Below are 15,038 nucleotides of genomic sequence, written 5' to 3' on the forward strand. Positions count from 1 at the left end.
GGAAGCCGAACACCATAGGTTCCTCGCATCGGAATGGAGCAGCTAATGAGAAGACTGGCAGTCCTATCAGCAGTACTGATTGCGACGGCGACGTTGGCAAACCCCGTGGCCGCCCGCGAGCGCTACGTGCAGCGACCCGCCGTGATGGATCCCGACTTGGCCGCCCCGGCCGCCCCGTATTACCGCAGCGGGCCGGCCTACTATCCGGGGCCGCGCGTCGGTGCATTCGCCACCGCACCGTGGGATAATTCCCCGCCGCCGGCGTACTACGGCTCGCCTTACGCGGCGCCGGGTTACGGCTACTGACCTCTGAGAAATCTGGAAGCAACTCCAGTCCGCCGCGCCAACGCGGCGGACTTTTTCATGCCGGCGCAGAAGTGTCGCAAGCCTCGGCAGGGGGCCCGGCGTACCCCAAAGGTCACAGCGTTAACCAAATGATTCCGGCGAGCGGTACCTTTGCTTGACTGTGCATGCAACACATTGAATCATCACATTATTTTCAGGTGTAGTCATGTTTGAAATCGGCATTTTCTGTGTCATTTTGCTGGCGGCCGGCTATGCGATGGCCATGTGGGTCATCGGCCGCCGCGCTGATGTTTTGCACGGCAAATTCGTCGAGGCTGAGCCCGAGTCCGAACCGTTCGGAATAGGTCCGCTGCTGCCGCCGCCCGCGCCGCGCTCCAGCGCGGACTCACTGCAGGCCCTGCTGACAGTGATCCAGCAGGATCTGAACGACAGTCATCCAGCAGGATCAGAGGGATACGGCGCAGACTTAACGCGTCGGCCTAATCCGCCGCCATCTCTGCGAGCAGCGCGTCGAGGCTGATATCGACCTGGCCTTCCGCCCTGACGTGGCGAACCTCGAAACTGTCAGGCCGGAAGCGGTATTCGACGATCCCGGTTTCCTTGATTCCGATCACGTCCTGCATGTGGTCCGGAATCATGAAGCCGACCGACGGCGCCCAGATGTGGCGGACACGTCCAAAGGTGAAATCGCGCCGCTGATGCACATGGCCGCTGCCGACCAGGCGCCAGTCGAGCGCACTGAGCATCTCGATCAGGCGGGCGCGGGCCGGCTGCGGGATGTAGCGGATCGCGGTTTCCGCCAACTCGGCGTCATCAGGCAGATTCAGGAACAGCGGCTTGTGCAGGAACAGCGCCACCGGCTCGCCGTTCACGTTGCCAAGCTGTGAAGCGAGCCAGTCGAATTGCTCGGCTTCGCCATCGAGCCCCGTATTCATGATCAGCGAATTCAGCCCGATGAAGCGCCAGCCTGCGGCCTCGAAGCACCAGCGATCTTCGCCGACGGTGGCGCGGAACGCATCGCAATTCTCCTCCGTCGCCGGCTCTGTCGGCGGCGTGCCGACCGCGGTCGGGTTGTCGCCGATGTCGTGATTGCCGGGCAGATAGCGGCAATCGACCGGCAGCGCCGCATGCATCGATTTCGCAAATTCGAGATCGCTGCGGCTGTTCGGCCCATCGAAGGCGACGTCGCCGCTGTTGAGCACGAGGTCTGGCCGCGTCGCGTCGATATGCTCGGCGACCGCCTCGAAGTTGGCGATCAGCGTCGGCCGGCTGCGGGCGAGGTGGGTGTCGGAAATCTGGGTCAGACGAAATTCGGACATGCAACCTTCCTTTTGCAACGATGTTAGATCGGGCCGAAGTCGGAATGATGACGGTGTCACGTTGTCAGTAGCGCAAGCGTTCGCCATCAGCTATCGCTTGCGTTTTAAACGGGGTATGAATCCCATGTCGGTTCAAATGGTTCTGCTGCCGGTCTTCGTGCTGGTCGGCCTTACCTTCGCGCTTCTGTTCGGCATGATGCGAACGCGGCGCGGCGCGCCGGCCAGTAGCGAGCCAAACCGGGCAACGCAGCTTGCCGATTGCTACCGCGACCAGTTCGAATTGCCGGTCCTGTTCTATCTCCTGATCGCACTTGCGCTGCCGCTGCGCCGTGCCGATCTTGTCATCGTGCTGCTGGCCTGGGTGTTCGTGGTGACGCGCTTTGCCCATGCCGGCATCTTCGTCACATCAAGCGATTCCGCACCCCGCTCGACGGCCTGGCTCGCAAGCGCGCTGGTGCTGTTTGCGATGTGGCTCTATTTCGCCCTGAAACTCCTGCTCCTGATCTGAAAGTTCTTGATGACCCCCGCCGCGCGTCTTTCCGCCGCCATCGAATTGATCGACACCATCGACGCCGAGCGCGTGCCGGCGGCGAAAGCCTTGAAGGAGTGGGGCACCGCGCACCGCTACGCCGGCTCCGGCGACCGCGCCGCGATAAGCGGCCTGATCTGGGACGTGCTGCGCCGGCAATCCTCCAGCGCCTACCTGATGGATGACGACAGCGCCCGCGCGCGCGTGCTCGGCATGCTCAAGCTCGAGCGCAGCATGGACGTCGACGCCATCACCGCACTCTGCGACGGCGGCCGCTTCGCCCCAGCGCCGCTCACGGATAGCGAGCGCACCGCGCTCACCTCGCGCTCGCTGCAGGGCGCGCCAGCGCACATCGCCGGCGATTATCCGGAATGGCTCGATCCGTATCTGGCAAAAGTGTTCGGCGACGACCGCGTGGCGGAAGCGACCGCGATGGCAAGCCGCGCGCCGCTTGACCTGCGCGTCAACACGCTGAAGACGAGCCGCGACAAGATGCTGCCGCGGCTGAAGCATCTCGGCGCCAAGGAGACGCCGTGGTCGCCGCTTGGCCTGCGCATCGAGCTCGGCGCCGATGCCCGCAATGTCGGCATCCATGCCGAGGAGGATTTCGTCAAGGGCGGCATCGAGGTGCAGGACGAAGGCTCGCAGTTAGCGGCGCTGTTCTCTGCAGCAAAGCCCGGCGAGCAGGTGATCGATCTCTGCGCCGGCGCCGGCGGCAAGACCTTGGCGCTGGCGGCGATGATGCAGGGCAAGGGCCGGCTGATCGCGACCGACCGCGACAAGCGCCAGCTCGCGCCGATCCACGAGCGCCTGTCGCGCGCCGGCGTCCACAATTGCGAGGTCCGCACGCCCCGCGGCGACAGCGATCCGCTGTCAGACATCAAGGCCTCCGCCGATCTCGTCGTGATCGACGCGCCCTGCACCGGCACCGGCACCTGGCGCCGCAATCCGGATGCCAAATGGCGGATGCGCCCCGGCGCGCTGGAGGTGCGGCTGAAGGACCAGGCCGAGGTGCTCGCGCGCGCGGCGCCACTGGTGAAGGCGGGCGGGCGGATCGCCTACATCACCTGCTCGGTGCTGCCGGCCGAGAACGGCGAGCAGGTCCAGGCCTTCCTCGCCCGCCATGGCGAGTTCTCGATCGTCCCGCCCGAACAGACCGCCTCCGTCCTCTGGGACAAGGCCGAAGCCTTCGCCGGCGCGGCCCTGCCGTCCCCCGAGGGCTGGCTGATGACCCCCCGCCGCACCGGAACCGACGGCTTCTTCGTCTCAGTCCTCAAGCGGACGGGGTAGCCGCGTAGGGTGGGCAAAGCGCAGCGTGCCCACCTTTCTTGCACCGCCCGTGGATGGTGGGCACGCTTCGCTTTGCCCACCCTACGGCAGCCCCGATACCGGCAAAACACCGTGGATGGCCGTGATAGGCCCGGCCATGACGGCACGCGGAGGGTTGCGGCGCCGCCCCCCGTCGCGTATCTGCTGTCCATGACAGCCGCCAAGCCCGACCGCTCGCCGTCGACGCCATCAGTGGCCTCGGCGCATGACAAGATTCTGATTGTCGATTTCGGCAGTCAGGTGACGCAATTGATCGCCCGCCGCGTCCGCGAGGAGGGCGTCTATTCCGAGATCGTGCCGTTCCAGAAGGCCGAGGCCGCCTTCAACGAGATGAAGCCCAAGGCGGTGATCCTCTCCGGCGGCCCGGAATCGGTGCATGAGGAGGGCTCGCCGCGCGCGCCGCAGGCGATCTTCGATTCCGGTGTCCCCGTGCTCGGCATCTGCTACGGCCAGATGACCATGGCCGCTCAGCTCGGCGGCGAGGTCGAGGGCGGGCATCATCGCGAATTCGGCCGCGCCGATCTGGAAGTGAAGACCGCGAGCAAATTGTTCGACGACACCTGGTCGATGGGCGAGCGCCACCAGGTCTGGATGAGCCATGGCGACCGCATCACCAAAATGCCGCCGGGCTTCACCGTCGCCGGCATCTCGGCCAACGCGCCGTTCGCGGTGATCCAGGACGAGAAGCGGAAGTATTACGGCCTGATGTTCCACCCCGAGGTGGTGCACACGCCCGACGGCGCAAGGCTCCTGCGCAATTTCGTCCGCAAGGTCGCCGGCCTCACCGGCGACTGGACCATGCGCGCCTTCCGCGACGAGGCGATCGAGAAGATCCGCGCCCAGGTTGGCAAGGGCAGGGTGATCTGCGGCCTCTCCGGCGGCGTCGATTCCGCGGTCGCGGCTGTGTTGATCCATGAAGCGATCGGCGACCAGCTCACCTGCGTCTTCGTCGACCATGGCTTGCTCCGGCTGAACGAGGCCGAGACCGTCGTCGACCTGTTCCGTCATCACTACAACATCCCGCTGGTTCACGTTGATGCGTCAAAGCAATTCCTCGGCGAGCTCCAAGGGGTCACGGACCCCGAACAGAAGCGCAAGACCATCGGCCGCCTCTTCATCGACGTGTTCGAGGCGGAGGCGAAGAAGATCGGCGGCGCCGAATTCCTCGCGCAGGGCACGCTCTATCCTGATGTGATCGAAAGCGTCTCCTTCACCGGCGGCCCGTCGGTGACGATCAAGTCGCACCACAATGTCGGCGGCCTGCCCGAACGCATGAACATGAAGCTGGTCGAGCCGCTGCGCGAACTGTTCAAGGACGAAGTCCGCGTGCTCGGCCGCGAGCTTGGCCTGCCCGAAGCCTTCGTCGGCCGCCACCCATTCCCGGGCCCCGGCCTCGCCATCCGCTGCCCCGGCGATATCACGAAGGAAAAGCTCGACATCCTCCGCCAGGCGGACGCCGTCTACATCGACCAAATCCGCAAAGCCGGCCTCTACGATGCGATCTGGCAGGCCTTCGCGGTGCTGCTGCCGGTGAAGACGGTCGGCGTGATGGGCGACGGGCGTACGTACGAATACGTCGTGGGCCTGCGCGCGGTGACGTCGACCGACGGCATGACGGCGGACTTCTACCAGTTCGACATGAGCTTCCTCGGGGCGACGGCGACGCGCATCATCAACGAGGTGAAGGGCGTCAACCGCGTGGTGTATGACGTGACCAGCAAGCCCCCGGGAACGATTGAGTGGGAATGATTCAAGCCCATCCGAGCGTATCCAAAAATACGCCACGCTTCGACGTACGATGTTGATATAAAATAAAAATTATCTCACCGTCTATCGGTGGCTTTCGCTGGGTAGAGGTTGGACCTGGCGTCCCCTCAGACGGACCTGCCCCATATTGTCTGACCCGATTTTTGAAAGTACCGTCATGAAGAATGAGGCTCGTGACGGTACTTTTCTCTTGGTAATGCGCTGAAATAAAAAGAGTTTTCGGCGCAACGGCCTCCGAAAAGGACGTGACGGTACTTTTCAGGAGGAATGGGTTGTGTTGACGGATGCTGCTCTTAAGGCGCTGAAGCCAAAGGACAAAATGTACAAAATTGCCGACCGTGACGGCATGTATGTTCGCGTGATGCCGAGCGGAGCGATCTCGTTTCGCTTGGACTATCGGCTGAATGGTCGGCGCGAGACTGTCTATCTGGGCAAGTACGGACGTGACGGGATTTCGCTCGCGCGGGCTCGGGAGAAGTGCCTCGACGCGAGGCGCGCGGTCAGCGAAGGGCGTTCGCCGGCGATAGAGAAGCAGCGCGAGAAGCGCCGCCTGAAGGAAGCGAAGAGTTTTGGCGAGTTCGGCGAAAAGTGGCTCACCGGCGCGCCGATGGCCGACAGCACGCGCGCCATGCGGCGTTCCATCTTTGAGCGGGAGCTTCTGCCGGTCTGGCGCAATCGCCTCCTCACGGAGATCACGCCAGACGACCTACGAGCCCACTGCGGCAAAATTGTTGAACGCGGCGCTCCGGCGACAGCTATCCACGTGCGAGACATCCTGAAGCAGATATACGGCTTCTCGATCCTGCATGGCGAGAAGGTTAGCAACCCTGCGGATGAAGTGGGGCCGGCGTCGATCGCTACCTTCGTGCCGAAGGACCGGTCGCTTTCGCCTTCTGAAATTCGAGTGATGCTGAAGCAGCTCGAGCACATCGCTACGCTTCCTACGATCCGTTTGGGAATGCGGCTGTACTTGCTCACGATGGTGCGCAAGAGCGAGCTGCAGGACGCGGTGTGGGACGAGGTCGACTTCGAGAATGCGGTCTGGACGATCCCGAAGGAACGGATGAAGCGCTCGAAAGCGCATAACGTCTACCTGTCGCGCCAAGTGCTCGACATCATGATCGCCCTGAAGACCTGCGCAGGCAATTCGAGATACCTTCTGCCATCGCGGTACGATGCGGATGCTCCGATGTCGCGCGCCACCTTCAATCGCGTGACTTACGCTGTCGTCGAACGGGCGAAAGCGGAAGGTTTGCCCTTGGAGCCGTTCACGGTTCATGACCTGCGGCGAACAGGTTCAACTCTCTTGAATGAACTCGGCTTCAACAGCGATTGGATTGAAAAGTGCCTGGCGCATGAGGACGGGCGCTCATCGCGTGGCGTCTACAACAAAGCTGAGTATGAGGTGCAGCGTCGGCACATGATGCAGGAATGGTCGGACATTTTGGATGCCTGGGTGGATGGCAAGAAGTACGCCCCCACGCTCATCCCGCCGTCGATGCCGATCTTGGAGCCCGATCCCGCCCTTTGACCGGACGGGTTCGGCGCTGCTTCACGTCTGGGCCGGGCGCGCGGACAATTGGTTGTGAGCGACGGGCCGCAAGCCACGCCTGAACCTCGCTCAGATCCCAGACCACGCATCGTGGGGTCAATGCGAAACGCCGAGGGAATTCTCCCCGCTGCTCCATTTCGTAGATAGTGCTGTCAGCCAGCGGCACCATCTCGCGCAACTGCTGCCGTCTAATCGTCCTTCTGATGGGCGTGCACGCAGTGGTATTCATGCGAAATCTCCTCATGGTAGACGAATGAGAAGATAGAAAGCGATAGATCCCGTAAGATGGAAGTCTTTAGATCGAGCAGGCGCGAAATATCGGGCTATAGCGTGCACATCGGATAGTTGCGCTATACGTTAGCAGGTGGAGACTTGGAGGTGATGATGAAGGTCGAAACATTCACGATCCCCATCGTTAGAACGCCCGCGAGCGATGGTATGGCTCCCCTTGAACTCATCGAAGCAATGTCGGCGGTCGCCGCCGCCCGCTCAACGCAAGAGGTGATCAAAGCCTACGAGGCGGCCGGTGTGACGGGCAATCTCATAGTCCCCTTCGTTGCTGACTGTCCCGTTGACCCGGGCGCATTGGGTCGTGCGATGCGACGCGCCTGGAAGGCTGCGTTGGCCGCGGCCGAGAGAGGAGACTCGATACTGATTGAACTTCAACCCAAAAAGGATGTTGAGGTCATCGACATCATAGTCGGTCCTGCAGCGGGAGTACGCCCGGACAAGCCCTGAAATGCGCAGCCCTACTTGGAAGTGAGGGGCCCAAGTCCGCGTTGGGTACGCCAATGATGCACTTGCTGTCCGATGAACCAGTATATGAGCTGCGCAAAGAGAGGGCCGACGAAATCCGGATCGAGACCGGCTTCCGCCGCCCAGCGTTGGCGTTGCGGAAGCATGGCTCCTACCCTTTCTGGGGCCGGGATACTTTCCTCCGTTGGCTTGAATTGCGCTGCAGCTTTGACATAGGCCATACGCTGACCCAGCGCGTCGATGATCTGCTTGTCTAGTGTGTCAATGCCCACTCGGATATCGTCCAAGCTGGCACAATTTTCAGCGCTTTTCATGTTCACCTGTTCGGTTGGATAGAGTTCATGATTGTATGAACGGCGTGCTTGGGAGATCGAAGCAACGATCCATGATGCGAGCAACGCGCTCCACCTGGCCGACCAGATAGAAATGCCCTCCGGTGAAGCGCTCCAAGTCAAACGCCCCAGCAGTCATCTCGCGCCACGCTCTCATTTCGTCACTGTTGGCCTCGGTGTCGTCGTCCGAGAGCAGAGCGACGATAGGCGACTGAAGCTTTTCCCGGCGTCTATGTCGATAGCTGCATACTAACTGGTAGTCGTTGCGCAAAGCGGGCAGGAATAGATCACGGAATACTTCGCGGTCCGGCACTTGTAGTGCGTCACCTGAGAGGCGCGCAATCTCGTAGGCATATCCATCATCGCTCTGCGGTGGCGAGCTGAGGCGTTGACGATGCGGGGCTGGGTGAGCCGAGACGAGCAGCGCACGAACCGGAAGCCCTCGTGCTTCAAGCTGCATGGCGACCTCGTAGGCAGCAATAGCCCCCATGCTATGGCCGAAAAGAGCGACTGGCTCGCGGCAAATGGGCAGGATCGCCTTGACGATAGCGTTGACCAGATCATTCATGGATTCGACGAGTGGCTCTGCCAAGCGATCTTCGTGCCCGGGATACTGAACCGCGAGCACGTCAACGTCAGGCGCGAGAAGGTCTCGCCAAGGCCGAAAGAAGCTCGCCGCGCCGCCAGCGTGCGGAAAACAGATCAGCGTTCTTTTGCCAGCCCGTCGACGGCCGAACCCTCGTAGCCATCTGCGGGCATCTGCATCCTGGCCCACTGACGTCGGTGTGGCTCTCACGACGGTGCCCCGCGCTCATAGGCCTCCAGCAACAGGCGCCGCAACAATTTGCGGCTGGTCTTGCCGACGCCCGTTTCTGGAAACTTGTCAACGAACTCGATGCGGTCCGGAATTTTGTAAGCTGCTGCACCGGCCTCTCGAATGAAGCGTTTCAACTCTGCGGCGGTGGGCTTCGGGTCACGCACGACTACAAAGGCGCAAATGCGCTCACCGAGGGTGGCGTCTGGAATAGAAATGACCGCGGCATCGACGATCGCCGGGTGGGCCAACAGAAGGTTTTCCACCTCTTCAGGGGCAACTTTCTCGCCGCCACGATTGATCTGGTCCTTGTCGCGTCCCTCGACGATTACATAGCCGTCTGGCGTTAGTCTGGCCCGGTCGCCGGTTCGATAGAACCCTTCGGACGTAAACGCCGCATCGTTGTGCTCCTTTGCCCTGTAATATCCGCGGATCGTATAGGGACCGCGGGTTAGTAGGCTCCCGACCGCACCAATCGGGAGGTCTCTATCTTCTGCATCGACAATGCGTATCTCGTCGGCGGGCGAGAGTGGGGAGCCTTGGGTCCCGACGATCTGTTCACGCCTGTCGTCCAAGCGCGTGTAGCAAATCAGCCCCTCGGCCATGCCGAAAACCTGCTGGAGCGTGCAGCGGAAGCTAGCGTCTACTCGCTTTGCGGCTTCGATACCCAGTTTGGCTCCACCGACTTGTAGTAGACGCAGGCTCTCCAGGCCCTCGTAACCGTATGCTGTGATTGCGTCGGACCAGACCATGGCAAGCGGCGGAACCAAAGCCGTTGCGGTGACACCCTCCTTTTTAATAAGCGGGAACGCTGCTTCCGGGCTCGGATCAGACGTCAGCACCGCAGTGCCGCCAGCCCAAAGCGCACCGATAAACCCAGGGCAGCACAGGGGGAAATTATGGGCCATGGGCAAGGCCGCCAGATAGACCGTGTCTGGGCTGAAGCCGCAAAGCTTGGCGCTGGCGGTGACGTTGTAAAGGTATTCCCGATGTCTGCGTGGGATGAGTTTCGGCTCTCCTGTTGTTCCTCCGGAGAGTTGGAAGCACGCCACTGCCGATGAGGCGGGAGGTGGGCCCTCCAGCGCGGGCGGCAAGTGTAGGTCGGAAAGAGAGACAAATTTCTGCGCAGATCCTGCGATGATAGCGGAGCGGACTGAACTCGAACGCGCAAGAACATCGCGGGCTATACGACGATAATCGAAACCTGATTGGTCGTCCTCGGTGATATAGGCAATAGCCGACGAGATGTCGCAAAGACGGCGTATGTCGAGCTGACGATGCGCGGGCAACGCAAGGACTGGCCGGGCGCCAAGCCGGGAGAGCGCGAAAAAGACCTCCGCAAATGCGATCCTGTTGGACAGTTGCACGACGACGTTGTCGCCCGATGCGACGCCGTGGCGGACGAGCCCGGTCGCTAGCTGGTCGACACGTTCTTCGAGTTGCTGGTAGGTCAGTCGCTCCCAGGCATCCACAAGGGCGACCCGGCTACTAAAGCGACGGACGCTCGCCGAGAGGAGATCCGTAAAGGTGAGGGAAGACCAGTATCCCGCTTCGACATAGCGCTGCGCGAAGTCGTCGGGCCAGTCTGGGCAGTCACCCGCCTGAGCCGCCGGGTCTTTGCTTGTCATGGCGTGACCTCGTGTTGCTCGATCGACGCCGCAATATGGGCTGCAAAATCGCTCAGGATGGGATGCTCGAACAGACGTCGGATCGACAGGTCGAGGCCGAACCGTCGCCCTAGATCGCTTACGACTCGAGTGGCGAGTAAGCTGTCGCCCCCGAGATCGAAGAAGTTATCCTCGGCATAGACTGGCGACCGACTGAGCGTCGCGCTCCAGACCGCGGCGACTTCCGCCTCCAGACCGATCGACGGGAGGGTTGCTGTTGCTGGTCGCGTCTCCTTCCGTTCAGGGAACCGAGGTAAGCGCGCGCGATCCAGCTTGCCGTTGGGCGTGAGTGGCAAATCGTCTATCAGAACGTAGGAGCGCGGGATCATGTAGTCAGGCAATGATCGTGCGAGCTCGGCTTTGAGGCCGGATTCTAAAGGCACATCGCAGCGGTCCGGCGCGTAGGCGACAATGACGCTTTGCGCTAGGCCAATCCGTTCGTGGCGGTGTTCGGGAAAGACCGCGATGCCTACGAACCCAGCCTCAGTTAGCGCTTTTCTCCATTTCTCGATGGTCAGGAACGGAAGATTCGTCTTGATCCGATTGTCCTCGTAGTCGCTGAGACCTTCGATGAAGGCAATGCTGATCATCTGAAGCGCGCAGTTCTGCGTGGCCTCGATCATAAGCAGCAGTCCACCAGGACGCAGGGCCAACCGCAGGTGACGGAGTGCCTCTACTACCGATCGGGCGTCGTGCAGAACATTGACGGCGACAACGACGTCTTTCGAGGCCGGACCGACGTTCTGGATGGCTGGATGCACGTTGATGTCGTGCCGGGCGAAGTCCAGGATCGAATAGTCAGCGAACCGCGTCCGCGCCGAATCCAGAAAGAAGTCGGACAGGTCGGTGAAGGTATAGCGGACGCCGGTCTTTGGCAGCGCGGGCAGCAGCGATGCCGTCGTTCCGCCAGTTCCCGCCCCGACTTCCAGGATTTCTGTCGTTTGCGACGGTGCAGCGGTGCGTACGAACTGGGCGAGGACGGCTGCAGCTATGCCGTTCAGATAATGCATAAACGGATTGAAGCGATAGATGCCTTCCGCGGCTTCGGTCGATCCTCCTGGGAAGTAGACTTCGAGCGGATCACGTTCGCCAGAGAGCAATGCCGGATGGGCATCGATGCTCCGTCGGAGATAGTCGAGCACAGGCTGTGCGCTCGCGCCAAACACCTTGGTCGTCTGGAGTGCGGTCCAACGGGTATCGAAGTCTAAGTCTGCCGCGTCACCAATGAAGCGGTAACGGTTGCCCGGAGCGGGCTCAAGAGCGCCGTGCTCGCACAGCACGGTCAGCCATTGAGCAATGAGCTTGTGGAACCGTGGCAGCACGCGCATGCCCGCCAGGATTTCTGCCGCCGTGCGAGCCTCGCCGGTTTGGCGAAAGTATCCGGCGTGGCGCAAGGTGCGAGTGATCGCGGCAACGCTTAGCGATTCTATGCTGTCCCAAAATTCAGCAAATAACGCCGGGTCGAGGTCTACGGGGGTTCTGTCAGACGCTTCTATGCCGGCGGAGAGAACGACAGAGCTTCGTTCGTCCGAATTGTCGGCAGCTAAGTGACGGAAGGCAATCGACGAAGCAGATGCTTCGGAATCGATCGAGAGATAGCCGACGATTTGCTTCTGACCATCGACAACCTGGATGTCCGCAATCGCGGATCGCACGCCGGCCACACGCGATATCGCGGCGTCGATCTCGCCCAGTTCGATCCGATGGCCGCCGATTTTGACCTGAAAGTCCCGGCGGCCGAGAAATTCGAGCGTCCCGTCCGGCCAATAGCGAGCCCTATCGCCGGTTTGGTAGATTCGCTCTCCCGAGTGCGCTTGCACGAAGCTCTTGGCGGTTTTTTCCGGGTCATCCCAATAGCCTTGCGCGAGGCCAACACCACCGATGTAGAGGTCTCCCGGCACCCAGTCCGGACTGGGGCGACCCTGCCCATCGAGCACGCGATAATGCTGGTTGGTCAGGGGATAGCCGTATGGGATCGAGGGCCACTCGGGTGCGATCGTGTCTATGTCGAACCAATTCGACCAGATCGACGCCTCGGTGGCGCCGCCGAGACCAACTACTTGCATCTGCGGTGAGAGCGCTCGGATGCGATCCGGCAGGGACAACGGAATCCAGTCGCCGGAGAGCAGCGCCAGTCGCAATGTGGCCGGCAAGGGCTGACTGAGGCGTCGCTCGGCATACTCGACCATCATGGTCATCAACGCCGGTACCGAATTCCAGATCGTGACGCTATATCTCTCGACCAGAGACCACCAATGATTGGGATCACGCCGCCCATCCTCGTCGGCAAGCACGATTGCGCCGCCGGCCGCGAACGCCCCAAACAGATCGTAGACGGACAGGTCGAAGGTCAGTGATGAAAGGCTGAACACACGATCAGTGTCGGTCACTGACCACCGCCGATTGACGTCCAAGACCGTGTTGAGCGCTCCACGGTGGTCGATCATGACGCCCTTCGGCGCACCGGTGGAACCCGACGTGTAGATGATATAGGCCAGATCGGTCGGGAGACGCCTTGCTGCGCTAGACCAGCCGCTTCTCGGGGTATCTGCGACGTCGAGCGCGGCTGGATCGAGCCGCAGCACGGTCGCGGGCCAAGCGTCATCAGCTGTGCATTTCGGCGACGCCAGAGCGATCTTGCAAGCGGCATCGTTCAGAATGCTTGCCAACCGCTCCGGGGGACTATCAACAGCGACCGGCACATAGACGCCGCCTATCATCAGGGTCGCGAGCACGGCCGCGATTTGCTCCGGACCTTTCGGGAGGACGATGGCAATATGATCTGCGGCCTGCGCACCGTGTTCGTGCAGCGCTGCAGCCAGCGTATCGGCGCGATGTTTCAATGCGCCATAGCTGAGCGCGCCGGAGGACCAGAGTACGGCAGGCGCATCGGGCGTCTTCGCGGCATTCTCGAGAAACGGCTCATGGAGCAGTCGTTGATCTATGGGGGCTGTGGTCGCGTTGACACGCACTCGCGTCATTGTTTGAGAGTCCGGCAGGGGAAGCGGGGCCGGCTCATTCCAGTCATGATCGCTGAGCCAGTGTACGAGCCACTCGTAGGCGTCGAACATGTCGTCCAGGAGCCCGGCAGGGAAGAGCGCCTCGACGCCGTCCCAGTTGAGCAGCAGGCCGTCCTGCAATCGATAGATCTGATGGTCGAGCCAGATTTGCGGTGTCTGCGAAATTGCCCAGCCCAGATGCCCGAGGCTTTGCTCAAAGCTAGGACTGAGCAATGGTTCTCCGAGGTTGCACGCGAAAACGACTGGAGCGCCGTGCCTTCGTTGCTCGCCGGAGCGCATTAGGTCTCGAAGGACGTCGACTCCCGAATACGCGGCCCGCGTGATGTCCTTGTGCAAGCGCTCTTGCACGGCGCGTGCGCGGTCGGCGAAGTTCGGAGCTTTGGTGAAATCGATCTCGAGGAGGACGAGATTGGTGAAGTCGGCGACCATCTGCGAAACAGATGCATCGGTCTCCTGGCGATCGAACAGTGGCACGTTGAGGAGGAAATGCTCTTCCCCGCTCCAGCGCGCAAGCACCTCCGAGAATGCCGTGGCGAGTACAGTCGCCAGCGTGAGCTTTTGGTGTCGCGCGCGCTTCATGAGGCGCTCGATCTCGTCTGCTCGCAAGTGGAACTGTCGGCGCGTGAACCGCGGCCGTGTGACCTGATCAGGATCGGCGGAAAGCGGCAACGATGGCCCGGCTGGCAAGTTCGGCAGTCGTTCGCGCCAATACCGCATGGCGTCCTCCCGCTCGGCGGAGCGCCCGGCCGTCTGCTGACGGAGATAGGTGTCGAACCCGAGGGTGGAGCGAGAACCGGATGAAATCTTGCCGGCGTAGAGACCCGCGAGGTCGCGGAGCAGGATGGTGATGCTCAGGACGTCCGCGACTAAGAGATCGACGTTGAGGTGAATGCGCGTTCGGCCGGCGGGCAGCCTCGAAAGCCGAATGTCGAAGACCTCGCCGCGGCATACATCAAGTCGGCGGTGCGAGAGGCTATCCCTGATCGCGGCGAGCTCACCGTCGCAGGCTTGGCTCGTCATTTCATGGAGGTCATAGGTCTTCAGCCGCTGCCAAGGACTGATCGGTAGAATGGACTGATAGCCGTCATCCGAGAACTGGGCGCGAAGCATCGGATGCTGCCTGCACAGTTCCAGGACGGCTCGCTCCAGCCGCTCCGCATCGACGCCGTGGCCATCGAACTCGCAATAGAGATGGCAGCCGATCCCACCCAAGGACTGATCGTCCCGTCGTCCGATGAGATAGGCCTGCTGCACCGGCGTCAGGGGGGTACGCGCAACCTCGACGTCATCGATGGGGACGGGCTGCAGTGGATGCTCTGCTGATCCTCCGCCTTCAATTAGCCTCCACCAAGCGGACAGCGTCGGTTTGTCCATCAGATCACGAAGCTGGATGTGACAACCCCGTTTCTTCAGGAGGGCCGGTAGCCGCATCATACTCACCGAGTCCAACCCGAGCTCGATCAACGATGCATCTTCGTCAAGGAGGTCTGGCGACACCTCCATAAGGCGCGCCACGAGGTGCGTCAGACCTTCCTTGGTCAGCGGCCCGCGGAATTCTGTGTCGGGTGTCGGCGAAGCATGCATTGCGGTCATTGGCCACCTCCGGGGCAACTACACATCAAGGGACTGTTTGGAAGTTGGCCGCTG

Annotated in this window: 13 protein-coding genes; 7 read left to right on the forward strand and 6 right to left on the reverse strand. The window is 61.7% G+C overall.

What is annotated here, in order from left to right; translation table 11 throughout:
- The first annotated feature begins 45 nt into the window (after positions 1-45).
- On the forward strand, positions 46-306 hold the full coding sequence (locus AC5ZGW_RS19640; protein ID WP_130226269.1) for a hypothetical protein: 261 nt from the start codon (positions 46-48) through the stop codon (positions 304-306).
- A 205-nt stretch (positions 307-511) separates the two neighbouring features.
- Entirely contained in the window at positions 512-826 is a 315-nt protein-coding gene (locus AC5ZGW_RS19645) for a hypothetical protein (protein WP_349645083.1), read from the forward strand.
- On the opposite strand, the gene AC5ZGW_RS19650 is transcribed toward AC5ZGW_RS19645, so the two are convergent.
- Complete coding sequence (locus AC5ZGW_RS19650) at positions 786-1,625, reverse strand: metallophosphoesterase family protein (protein WP_130226268.1); 840 nt, start codon at positions 1,623-1,625, stop codon at positions 786-788. The two genes, AC5ZGW_RS19645 and AC5ZGW_RS19650, sit on opposite strands and share 41 nt — an antisense overlap.
- 124 nt (positions 1,626-1,749) lie before the next feature.
- Between AC5ZGW_RS19650 and AC5ZGW_RS19655 the strand changes: the two genes are divergently transcribed.
- The 4 genes from AC5ZGW_RS19655 (at position 1,750) to AC5ZGW_RS19670 (ending at position 6,781) form a co-directional block, all read left to right on the forward strand.
- Positions 1,750-2,133, forward strand: coding sequence for an MAPEG family protein (locus AC5ZGW_RS19655; protein ID WP_130226267.1), 384 nt, complete (start codon positions 1,750-1,752; stop codon positions 2,131-2,133).
- A 9-nt stretch (positions 2,134-2,142) separates the two neighbouring features.
- Positions 2,143-3,444: an RsmB/NOP family class I SAM-dependent RNA methyltransferase gene (locus AC5ZGW_RS19660; RefSeq protein WP_130226266.1), complete on the forward strand. Its 1,302-nt coding sequence runs from the start codon at positions 2,143-2,145 to the stop codon at positions 3,442-3,444.
- A gap of 189 nt (positions 3,445-3,633) precedes the next feature.
- Positions 3,634-5,232 (forward strand): glutamine-hydrolyzing GMP synthase, encoded by a 1,599-nt coding sequence (gene guaA, locus AC5ZGW_RS19665; protein WP_130226285.1) that lies wholly within the window; start codon positions 3,634-3,636, stop codon positions 5,230-5,232.
- Positions 5,233-5,524: 292 nt separating this feature from the next.
- Positions 5,525-6,781, forward strand: coding sequence for a tyrosine-type recombinase/integrase (locus AC5ZGW_RS19670; protein WP_130226265.1), 1,257 nt, complete (start codon positions 5,525-5,527; stop codon positions 6,779-6,781).
- Here the strand turns inward: AC5ZGW_RS19670 and AC5ZGW_RS19675 are convergent.
- Complete coding sequence (locus tag AC5ZGW_RS19675) at positions 6,735-7,031, reverse strand: helix-turn-helix transcriptional regulator (protein WP_130226264.1); 297 nt, start codon at positions 7,029-7,031, stop codon at positions 6,735-6,737. The genes AC5ZGW_RS19670 and AC5ZGW_RS19675 overlap by 47 nt on opposite strands.
- 152 nt (positions 7,032-7,183) lie before the next feature.
- Here AC5ZGW_RS19675 and AC5ZGW_RS19680 point away from each other — a divergent pair, with 152 nt between their 5' ends.
- Positions 7,184-7,540: a hypothetical protein gene (locus AC5ZGW_RS19680; RefSeq protein ID WP_130226263.1), complete on the forward strand. Its 357-nt coding sequence runs from the start codon at positions 7,184-7,186 to the stop codon at positions 7,538-7,540.
- Between the two features lie 11 nt (positions 7,541-7,551).
- Here the strand turns inward: AC5ZGW_RS19680 and AC5ZGW_RS19685 are convergent, their stop codons facing one another.
- The 4 genes from AC5ZGW_RS19685 to AC5ZGW_RS19700 are packed head-to-tail and all read right to left on the reverse strand — an operon-like array spanning position 7,552 to position 14,984.
- Entirely contained in the window at positions 7,552-7,872 is a 321-nt protein-coding gene (locus AC5ZGW_RS19685; protein ID WP_130226262.1) for an isochorismate lyase, read from the reverse strand.
- 25 nt (positions 7,873-7,897) lie between these two features.
- The gene (locus AC5ZGW_RS19690; RefSeq protein ID WP_130226261.1) at positions 7,898-8,686 is read right to left on the reverse strand and encodes a thioesterase II family protein; all 789 of its coding nucleotides are present in this window, start codon (positions 8,684-8,686) and stop codon (positions 7,898-7,900) included.
- Positions 8,683-10,332 carry a (2,3-dihydroxybenzoyl)adenylate synthase gene (locus tag AC5ZGW_RS19695; RefSeq protein ID WP_130226260.1) on the reverse strand — a complete coding sequence of 550 codons (1,650 nt, stop codon included), beginning with the start codon at positions 10,330-10,332 and terminating at the stop codon, positions 8,683-8,685. The genes AC5ZGW_RS19690 and AC5ZGW_RS19695 overlap by 4 nt, the downstream gene beginning before the upstream one ends.
- Positions 10,329-14,984 carry a non-ribosomal peptide synthetase gene (locus AC5ZGW_RS19700; RefSeq protein ID WP_130226259.1) on the reverse strand — a complete coding sequence of 1,552 codons (4,656 nt, stop codon included), beginning with the start codon at positions 14,982-14,984 and terminating at the stop codon, positions 10,329-10,331. Before AC5ZGW_RS19700 ends, AC5ZGW_RS19695 begins: the two co-directional genes overlap by 4 nt.
- Between the last annotated feature and the right edge of the window lie 54 nt (positions 14,985-15,038).

Source organism: Bradyrhizobium sp. Crot121 (genome assembly GCF_059512385.1).

Bases quoted from the DNA above. Each gene is read 5' to 3' on its own strand.
- AC5ZGW_RS19640 (WP_130226269.1), top strand. From the start codon at position 46: ATGAGAAGACTGGCAGTCCTATCAGCAGTACTGATTGCGACGGCGACG.
- AC5ZGW_RS19645 (WP_349645083.1), top strand. From the start codon at position 512: ATGTTTGAAATCGGCATTTTCTGTGTCATTTTGCTGGCGGCCGGCTAT.
- AC5ZGW_RS19650 (WP_130226268.1), bottom strand. From the start codon at position 1,625: ATGTCCGAATTTCGTCTGACCCAGATTTCCGACACCCACCTCGCCCGC.
- AC5ZGW_RS19655 (WP_130226267.1), top strand. From the start codon at position 1,750: ATGTCGGTTCAAATGGTTCTGCTGCCGGTCTTCGTGCTGGTCGGCCTT.
- AC5ZGW_RS19660 (WP_130226266.1), top strand. From the start codon at position 2,143: ATGACCCCCGCCGCGCGTCTTTCCGCCGCCATCGAATTGATCGACACC.
- guaA (WP_130226285.1), top strand. From the start codon at position 3,634: ATGACAGCCGCCAAGCCCGACCGCTCGCCGTCGACGCCATCAGTGGCC.
- AC5ZGW_RS19675 (WP_130226264.1), bottom strand. From the start codon at position 7,031: ATGAATACCACTGCGTGCACGCCCATCAGAAGGACGATTAGACGGCAG.
- AC5ZGW_RS19680 (WP_130226263.1), top strand. From the start codon at position 7,184: ATGATGAAGGTCGAAACATTCACGATCCCCATCGTTAGAACGCCCGCG.
- AC5ZGW_RS19685 (WP_130226262.1), bottom strand. From the start codon at position 7,872: ATGAAAAGCGCTGAAAATTGTGCCAGCTTGGACGATATCCGAGTGGGC.
- AC5ZGW_RS19695 (WP_130226260.1), bottom strand. From the start codon at position 10,332: ATGACAAGCAAAGACCCGGCGGCTCAGGCGGGTGACTGCCCAGACTGG.
- AC5ZGW_RS19700 (WP_130226259.1), bottom strand. From the start codon at position 14,984: ATGACCGCAATGCATGCTTCGCCGACACCCGACACAGAATTCCGCGGG.